Below are 8,532 nucleotides of genomic sequence, written 5' to 3'. Positions count from 1 at the left end.
TAAATATCTCCGAAAGCCAGTCTCAAGGCTGGATTTGTCCCCTTGCCCTGCACCCTCACGGACATTTGTGCAATTACCTTAACCTCTCACTGATGATTCTAAAGAGTTTGAGCAATGTTTTCGGCGGTGGGTACAATCATTGGTTGAGAAATTGGGTGTAGAAGTAGTCGCCATAGATGGCAAAGTTAATAGAGGCTCCTATGATCGAGAATCTAAACTAAAAGCTTTGCATCTGGTCAGTGCGTGGTCAAGTGAACACCGTTTGGTTTTGGGACAAACAAAGGTCAGTTCTAAATCCAATGAAATCACTGCAATTCCTGCATTGTTAGAAATGCTAGACATCTCTGGCTGTATCATTACTATTGATGCAATGGGTACCCAGAAATCAATTGCTGAGAAAATTATAGCGGCTGATTCTGATTACATTTTGAGCTTGAAAGATAATCATCCTACGCTGCATCAACAAGTAAAGAATTGGTTTGAGAAAGCCAAGGAACTGGGCTTTAAAGGTATTGATGTAAGTATTAATCGACGGCTAGAAAAGGGACACCACCGCATTGAAAATCGCTTGATTTACACCGTGCCAGTGTCACAGCTTCCTGGACTTTATGAACTAGACTTGTGGGCAGGACTGACGACAGTGCTGATGGTAGTACGTTCGATTCAGCATTGGAATAAAACTACTCACGAGGTGCAATTTTACATTACTAGTCTTGTCAGTGATGCTAACAAGATTGGTAGCGCAATTCGACAGCATTGGGGGATTGAAAATTCTGTTCATTGGACATTGGATGTCACTTTCGGTGAGGATGAATGTCGGATTCGTTCTCTGCACAGCCCACAAAATTTTGCTTTACTACGTCGCATTGCACTCAATGCCTTAGAACGAGAAACATCTTTTCGTCGCAGTATTCGCCAAAAGTCACGGCGAGCCGCTATGAATGATCGGTACATGGTTTCTGTTTTGGCGGCGGCTCTTCCAAACTCAACACGGGAGCTATAATCCACCTGTCAATAGGGTTTGAGACGCGCTAACCCTGAAATCCAAAAGTCTACTTTTCTTATTTCAGTAAATTTACTGCGACAGTATTTCTCTATAAAGGTACATAAAAGTAGAAGTTAACTTTCAGGAAAATTACGATGAATTTTACAGAGTCTATCAAAAATGAGCTAATTTCTTCAGGTATAATTGACCAAACTTTAAAGGTAGGAGATATTATTCCTAATTTCATTCTACTTAATGCTTTCGATCAAGCAGTAGAATTACAAAAATTACTAGTTAGTGGGCCTGTAGTTATTTCCTTTTTTCGAGGTTCTTGGTGTCCTTTCTGTAACTTAGAACTAGCAGGACTCCAGCAAGCATTACCTGCAATTAAAACATTAGGAGCATCACTAATTGCTATTTCACCTCAAACTACTCGTCATACCATATCAACTGTAGAAAAACATGAACTAACCTATGAAGTATTGAGCGATCGCAGCAATATGATTGCTCGTAAATTTGGCATTGTGTTTCAAATCCCGGAGTATCTAAGACCTATATTAGAGTCAAAGGGTCATGTGTTGCCTAGATACAATGGAGATGAGTCTTTTGAACTACCTATTCCAGCTACATTTGTAGTCGATCGAGACGGAAAAATCGTTTATGCTTTTGTTGATGCAGATTATACTAAACGGTTAGACCCAATTGAAATAGTGAGTATTCTAAGAAATATTCCTATAGTTAGCAAAAGCTAGTACAGCTTGGCGTAATTCGGATACTACAAGCCTTTCATTGATTTGGAATGGGTGTTTTATTTACGCCGTACTGTAGTAGATAAATTTTAAATTAAACTATTTTTCCAAATTTTAGATAATATTCAGCTTTGTATCAGACTCATCTCAGAATAATCTGTCACTCTAATAATTAAAATAAATCAGGCAGTCTTGAGGAAATATTTCCTTATAAAGTATCTGTCTGATTCGATAAGTTTCACTTAAAATTATCATAAAAGAGTTGTCAAAGATATGCAAAATGCTAATCTACAAAAAGCGACATTTGGAGCAGGCTGTTTCTGGGGAGTTGAAGCAGCATTTCGTCAAGTAAAGGGAGTAACTTCTACAGCAGTTGGTTACACTGGCGGAAACTTTGAGAATCCAACCTATGAAGATGTCTGTAGAGGCAAAACTGGACATGCTGAGGTAGTGGAAGTGGAATACGATCCAGCAATAGTATTTTATGATGAACTGCTAAATGTGTTTTGGAATAAGCACAATCCCACAGAATCAAACCACCAGAGGCCAGATGTTGGTTATCAATATCGGTCAGTAATATTTTTCCACACTCCAGAGCAGGAATTATTAGCAAGAGCCTCCAAGGAGCAGCTTGAAAATAGTTCTCGTTATCACAAAAATCCAATTGTGACAGAGATTGTACCTGCATCACAATTTTATAGAGCGGAAGAGTATCATCAGCAATATCGAAAGAAGCATGGACGAGCATCTTACAGAATAGGCTAATCTTTCACTGGTTCAAGGGGATGTTAAGAGTCTAATGCTGTAAATCTCCTTACTTGTTGCTATACATATTAGGGAACTTTGCTTGAAGTTTAGCCAGCTTCGGCAAGTCATTTACTACCACATAGCGATCGCTCGGATGATGCACTATATAATTCTGATGGTATGCCGCAGCCTGATAAAAACCTTTCAAAGGATCTAATTCTGTGACAATCGGCTTGTCGAAGATTCGCGATTTTTTGAGTTGAGCGATATATTTTTGTGCAGCCTGTTTCTGCTCATCGTCAGTAAAAAAGATCGCCGAACGATATTGCTTACCTGAGTCTGGGCCTTGTCGATTCAACTCTGTTGGGTCATGTGCTACCAAAAAGTAGACTTTCAGAAGCTGGTTATATGATATTTTTGATGGATCGTAAGTGATTTTTACGGATTCAGCATGATTAGTTAATCCAGCACTGACAAGTGTGTAGTCTGCGGTTCTTGCATCGCCTCCAGAAAAGCCAGAAACCACATCAGAAACACCTAATAGATGCTCAAAAACGGCTTCCATTCCCCAGTAGCACCCACCAGCGAAAACCGCTACTTGCTTTCCCTGCGGTGCAGCATTCGAGATATCAGTGGCGGGAGCAGGAAGTATCACACGAGATGCACCGTATAGCAGTAAAAAAATCAGCGAAATGATGGACAAGTTGCGTAATGAGTGACGGGAGAGAGTAAAGTTATGAATTGACATTCGGTTGTGAACTCCTTTATTTAATAGACGAAGAACGGAGTTTATTCAGCTATAGAGCGATGTCTACGACGGGCTATTCGGCGTCGCAAAACAAAGTCGCTGATGATTATCAGAAATACCAAAAATTCCATCTTCACCCCAACGGTAGGCGCGAGAACGAGCCCAATCGCGGGTGAAATAATCCCAGGCTGTGCTGTACTGTTGGGGCTGTAGTCTTAACGTACTGTTCCCCACTGGCGATCGCTAAAAAAGCAAGTATAGTCATTTACAACAGTGGCAGGATTTGATATGCAGTGTATCATCTCCAGCTTATTGTCTATATAATTTGCTGACTATTCCATGTGGAAACTAAAGATGTAGCAGAATGAGTTAAAAGGTGGTTATGTCGCCAAACATGAAAATAAGATATTGAGAAGGCCAAGGTTAACCGCTTGCTGTATAGCTGTTTTGAGTGATTGGATAACAATTAAAGAGGATTAAATTTCTGTCGAATCTATCAACTTTTGTATTCGAGTCCCAAAAAATCCGGTTCGTTGGTACAGCAATGGAACCAGAATCGATTACTGCCGATATCTGTGCGATTTTTTCTATTGATACTTCTGTTGCCGTCAATTGACTTTTTATTCAACAGCGTATTGTATAGCTGCTTGAAATTTGGGTAAGGCACGAGAAATCATTTCTTCGCTGGCAGTAAGGGAAATCCGAAAGTAACCGGGTATTTCCTGGGGTGTACCTGGTAAAACAAATACATCGTGACTTGCCAATAGTTCCGCAAAAGCACAGTCATCTTCCCAAGGAGATCGCACCAACAAAAAGAATGTTCCATCGGGGGTATGCAGTTGATAACCCATGCCTCGCAGCGACGAATCCATCCAATCTCGCTTTTTTTGTAAATGCTCGATATTTATGTTTATTTTTTCCAAGTCGCTTAGGGCATACTGCATTAGTACGCTAGGAAAACACCAACCAAAAGCACTTGCTTGTAACATAGCGATTACTCGCCTTATTTCTTCCCGCTTGGGCATAGTGGAAGGAAGAGCGATATATCCGATACGTTGACCGGGAGCCATTAAGGTTTTACTGTAACCATATACCAAGAAAGAAAATGGGTAAAACTGGGTCGGGCTGGGACAAGATTGGCGATCAAAAACAATGCGGCTGAAGGTTTCATCAGAAATCATGTAAATCACCTTGCCGTACAGTTTAGAAGCCTCAGCTAGTATAGTTGCCAAACCCTCTAGAGTCCTAGCTGAAAAAATCTTACCTGTAGGGTTGTGAGGTGAATTAACAATTATTGCCCGAGTTCGTTCGGTAATTGCTTCAGCGATCGCCTCCAAATTTATATCGAAGGTGCTGGGATCTACAGGCACACCCACTGGAACCGCACCTGTAAAATGCACCATACGCCTATAACCTAACCACGGTGGAGTCAAAATAATTACCTCATCCCCTTCCCCAGCTACTATTTGCAGACAAATCGCCAAACCGACTAGAGTCCCATTAGTCATAAAAATATCTTCAGGCAATATAGAAAGTCCACGGTTATCCTGAAGAGATGCAGATACAGTAACCCGTGATTCGGGAATATTTCCCTTGTAGCCATACCAACTGGAGTTTTGTGCTACACTCCAACGTTGCAGGGCTTCTACAAACCCTGGAAGTGGCATTTCATGAGCATCACCCAAGGAAAAATCAAGGCTTTCCGGCTCAGTTCGGCGACTCATATAGGTCGCTGAAGCGTAAAATTTACTTATAGGCGTTTGGTAATCTAATTTCTTCAATAACTGTGGTGATATGAAGTGAATTTTGCCTTCATCTGTCGTATCCGGCATAACCCCAGCCTTTGATTGCTATCTGATGCAGGCAGTATAGTCGTAATTGCATATATTAACAACAAGCGATCGCATCTAGATTATCTTCAAGTGCGATCATACTGGCATAGAAATCATCAACCTATCCCACTAATAACCAACTATTTGGGAACAGTAGTCGCGTTGAGTTCATCCCTTTTCCCTTTTCCCCTCTTGCTACCACCTTGTGTAACCTTCGATTCTTCTGACTTACTGGAGTTAACCATTTTCACCAAGTGCTGATTCAGATAACTTTGCGCCGAAATGTACAAGCTTTCCCAAATCTCTTGATTGCGGCTGATTTTTGTGCCGACTGTATTCCCTGCTGTTTTCTCTGACACCAAGTATTTACGGAAGTAGGTCGGTGTAAATAATTATTGTTGCAATAAGGCAGGGGCAGGGAGCAGGGGGAGAAAGAGTTTGAGCCTTATTTACTTTTATTTACATAGTTTGATTTTATTGCATCGGCTTACTTAGCTAAATGCACTTAATATTAAACTAACCTCTTTGAAAACCTTTTGCTGGTTGTTTTTGTCCTTTGGGTTTAGATTTATTCACTTCTGTAAGTGCTTCTTGAAATAAATTATGTAGATGTAAAGGAACACTAGCAATTTCTGGTAATTCTGGCTCGATAGGTTTACCATACTCTTGCAAAATTTTATCTAAATCATTGCTCAGGCTAAACTCAGGACGTTGCAAGAAATCTTGCAAGACTTTTTCTAATTGAGTGGGATATTTTTGTGCTAACCGATGCCAGATATAAGCATTAATATTTTTATCTTCCAAGTAGTGACGAATTAATTTTGCTGCACCTTCAATACTTTGCCAATCATCAGCTAATAATCTAGTTGTGAATTTAGTATATGTTGATAAAAACATCAATCCCCAACGTGGGTGAGAAATAGCTGTGACTTGTTCTGCTTTCTTGAGTTCAGCAGGTAAATCTACTTTCGGTGCAACCATTTTTTGCTTCCTGTTTTCCCTATCCAATATTTGAGAAACAGTGTTAGTATCAATCCCAAATTCTTTAATAGCGGCGATAATTTCTTCTGCACCAATACCAGCTTTTGCTACTATTTCATTCAAAGATTTGGAACTATGAAGTCCGACCGCTTTGAGATATTTATCGGCAATAATTTCTTGAAATTCAGTTATCTTTTTATTGAGTTGATATCCTGGTAATGTAACTTCATCACTCCCAAAAAACTCAACAAACTGCTGATGATATTGCTCTATTGACTGCCATGCTTGTTCTAGCAAGTCTGGAGCATCGCTGTAAAGATGACTTTTATAATTATTTTTAAAATTTCCAATGGCGACGGCGAGTTTTGGCTTACCTAATTTACCCATAAATGTGTGAGAGCCAGAAAATATCCACTCATTATCAGTAAGAGGATAAATGCGTGTTAGTAAAATCTCTCCTGGCTTGAAACGAGATATGGCTGGTTGTTTTTCAGAACTGTTAGACTTGACAATGTAATTTTTAGCTGTCAGAACTATGTAATGTTTAGCTGTCAGCCAGTTCATGAGTTCTAAGCCATCAGCTAAAATCTGGGTGATAGTAAATAAACCAATAAAACTACGATGCCAGCTATTCAGTAGATTGCGATCGCTCTGTGACAAATCTGCATGACTGGCGATAAATAACTCTATAGGTGAACGATCGCCAATTTTCCCTTCTGTAATAAACCTGTCAATGATTACTTGTTGTTGGGTGCGATCGCCATTACCGCTAGGCATCTGTGCAGCTGCATAAATGTCGAGTGCTTGTGCTAGTTCGCCGTCAGCATCTAGGACAAAATCAACCAAGGCTTGTTTGAGCGTGTGTGATCTTTCTACTATGGCATCCACAAGCGAATCTTTCTACTCAACAATTGTATGTAGCCTATAGCGTTTTTGAGGATTATCGCATCTAGCAATAGCTAGATTTTTTTAGCCATAGCGTTTTCTATTCTTGTCAGTCCAGGTTTAATATCAATGACGTTGATGAGTATGGGACTGTACAACGAGCCAGCAGGCGCATTTCTGCCTTCAATATTCTATTAAATTGCCTCTGACGGGATCATTTTTGCTATTATTTCACGCTGTAATCCGGTCAGCCACAGAATGCGCTCAACTGTCCCCATCTAATTCACGAAAAAGCTGATACAGCCTTAAGGCAAAAAATCACCCAGCTATATCCTTGCCACTCTTGTAGTTCATAGCTCTGGGTTTCCTCTTGCCTATAGGGACTATTCTCGATTGCTTGGGTGCTTGTGGCGGACGGCATTTCTCGCAATATAGAGGTCAAACACCCAAGGTTTCTCGTTGTGTGGGTTGTTCGCACTGCTTACACACAAAGTTGAAAACGCGAGTATGAATTTCCCGCTTGTGCGCTCTGACGGTGTACTCTCTGACTTCAATAGTTTTACTGGGCATTGACTGATTACTGTTGTGGACTTACTTCTTTAATATAGTTTTTCGTCTTACTTCTACAAGATCCGTGCATCATCTGACGAAAGTAATTCTACTTAATCAAATAAATACTCTTGGATGTCATTTTGATGATGGCGGAGAATACTTATAGCTTTGACCTGGATTTGACGAATCCGTTCTCGGCTAAGGTTTAGCTGTTGGCCAATCTGAGCGAGATTGAAATGCTGATCGTTCTCTAGCCCAAAGCTTAAAGTCAACACTTGACGCTGTATAGGTGTCAATGGTTCTAAGAATTTAGCTACATCTTGCGATAGAAGTTCTTGGGTGAGCAGTTTTTCTGGTGAAGCGCCAACGTCTGCTAAAATTTCGCCCAATTCTGTCTCTTTCTCATCTCCTACTTGTTTATTTAAAGAGATCGCCGTGCGAGAAGCGGCGAGATATTCTCGAAGTTTATTTGTGCTTATGTTTAATGCTGATGCAACTTCTTCAGCAGTGGCATGGCGACCGAGTTTTTGAAAGCTTTCTCGCTGTACTTTCTTAATTTTATTAAGTATTTCAGTGAGATGAATAGGTAATCTAATAGTGCGCGATTGTTCTGCTATAGCGCGTGTAATCTCTTGGCGAATCCACCAATAAGCATAGGTCGATAGCTTATAGCCCCGGTTGGGATCAAACTTTTCTATACCCCTTTGTAAACCTATTGCTCCTTCTTGGATCAAATCTAAGAATTCCAAATTGCGGTTCTGGTATTTCTTGGCAACAGATACTACCAATCGCAGGTTAGCTGTTACCATTTTTTGTTTAGCTTTTTGACCAAGGTGTAGTGCTGCTCGGATTTGTGCTTCGGTTTTTTCAACAGCGTTGGCTAATTCTGTCATTGTTGGTTCGCGGTCTAGCTGTTGAGTGAGTTCATTTTTAGATTGCTCAATGACAATCATTTCTTGTAAGCTGTTGCGCCTACAATTTGCATATAATAAAGATGAATATAACTTCGGGTACAGGTTGTTATGCCGGCTATTGGCTTTCTAAGTTTAGAAC

7 protein-coding genes and 3 pseudogenes are annotated in these 8,532 nt (G+C 40.3%); 3 read left to right on the top strand and 7 right to left on the bottom strand.

The features are described from left to right. Positions 1-106: 106 nt before the first annotated feature. The 3 genes and pseudogenes from V7K84_RS09000 to msrA (V7K84_RS08990) all read left to right on the top strand — a co-directional run. Positions 107-1,003 (top strand): annotated as a pseudogene (locus V7K84_RS09000) (ISAs1 family transposase); the annotation flags it as partial. A 137-nt stretch (positions 1,004-1,140) separates the two neighbouring features. Continuing rightward, complete coding sequence (locus tag V7K84_RS08995) at positions 1,141-1,737, top strand: peroxiredoxin-like family protein (RefSeq protein ID WP_334837451.1); 597 nt, start codon at positions 1,141-1,143, stop codon at positions 1,735-1,737. A gap of 270 nt (positions 1,738-2,007) precedes the next feature. Further along, positions 2,008-2,499, top strand: a complete 492-nt coding sequence (msrA, locus tag V7K84_RS08990) for a peptide-methionine (S)-S-oxide reductase MsrA (RefSeq protein ID WP_334837450.1) — start codon at positions 2,008-2,010, stop codon at positions 2,497-2,499. A gap of 49 nt (positions 2,500-2,548) precedes the next feature. On the opposite strand, the gene msrA (V7K84_RS08985) is transcribed toward msrA (V7K84_RS08990), so the two are convergent. The 7 genes and pseudogenes from msrA (V7K84_RS08985) to V7K84_RS08955 all read right to left on the bottom strand — a co-directional run bounded on the left by msrA (V7K84_RS08985) (position 2,549) and on the right by V7K84_RS08955 (position 8,495). Beyond that, a complete protein-coding gene (msrA, locus tag V7K84_RS08985; protein ID WP_334837449.1) occupies positions 2,549-3,229 on the bottom strand; it encodes a peptide-methionine (S)-S-oxide reductase MsrA in 681 nt (226 codons plus the stop codon). 63 nt (positions 3,230-3,292) lie between these two features. Then, positions 3,293-3,463: a hypothetical protein gene (locus V7K84_RS08980; protein ID WP_334837453.1), complete on the bottom strand. Its 171-nt coding sequence runs from the start codon at positions 3,461-3,463 to the stop codon at positions 3,293-3,295. Between the two features lie 386 nt (positions 3,464-3,849). After that, positions 3,850-5,061: an aminotransferase class I/II-fold pyridoxal phosphate-dependent enzyme gene (locus tag V7K84_RS08975; RefSeq protein ID WP_334837448.1), complete on the bottom strand. Its 1,212-nt coding sequence runs from the start codon at positions 5,059-5,061 to the stop codon at positions 3,850-3,852. A 140-nt stretch (positions 5,062-5,201) separates the two neighbouring features. Then, a pseudogene (locus V7K84_RS08970) lies at positions 5,202-5,438 on the bottom strand (AIPR family protein); the annotation flags it as partial. A 139-nt stretch (positions 5,439-5,577) separates the two neighbouring features. Continuing rightward, positions 5,578-6,930 carry a hypothetical protein gene (locus tag V7K84_RS08965; protein WP_334837447.1) on the bottom strand — a complete coding sequence of 451 codons (1,353 nt, stop codon included), beginning with the start codon at positions 6,928-6,930 and terminating at the stop codon, positions 5,578-5,580. 315 nt (positions 6,931-7,245) lie between these two features. Beyond that, a pseudogene (locus V7K84_RS08960) lies at positions 7,246-7,497 on the bottom strand (hypothetical protein). A 92-nt stretch (positions 7,498-7,589) separates the two neighbouring features. Beyond that, positions 7,590-8,495, bottom strand: coding sequence for a sigma-70 family RNA polymerase sigma factor (locus V7K84_RS08955; RefSeq protein WP_442940934.1), 906 nt, complete (start codon positions 8,493-8,495; stop codon positions 7,590-7,592). Positions 8,496-8,532 lie beyond the last annotated feature (37 nt).

The sequence above is a fragment of the Nostoc sp. genome, assembly GCF_036917315.1.
Taxonomy (GTDB): Bacteria; Cyanobacteriota; Cyanobacteriia; order Cyanobacteriales; family Nostocaceae; genus Nostoc.
Note: the sequence above shows the minus strand (reverse complement) of the source record. Positions and strands in the feature narration are given on the sequence as shown.

Bases quoted from the DNA above. Each gene is read 5' to 3' on its own strand.
- msrA (WP_334837449.1), bottom strand. From the start codon at position 3,229: ATGTCAATTCATAACTTTACTCTCTCCCGTCACTCATTACGCAACTTG.
- msrA (WP_334837450.1), top strand. From the start codon at position 2,008: ATGCAAAATGCTAATCTACAAAAAGCGACATTTGGAGCAGGCTGTTTC.
- V7K84_RS08975 (WP_334837448.1), bottom strand. From the start codon at position 5,061: ATGCCGGATACGACAGATGAAGGCAAAATTCACTTCATATCACCACAG.
- V7K84_RS08995 (WP_334837451.1), top strand. From the start codon at position 1,141: ATGAATTTTACAGAGTCTATCAAAAATGAGCTAATTTCTTCAGGTATA.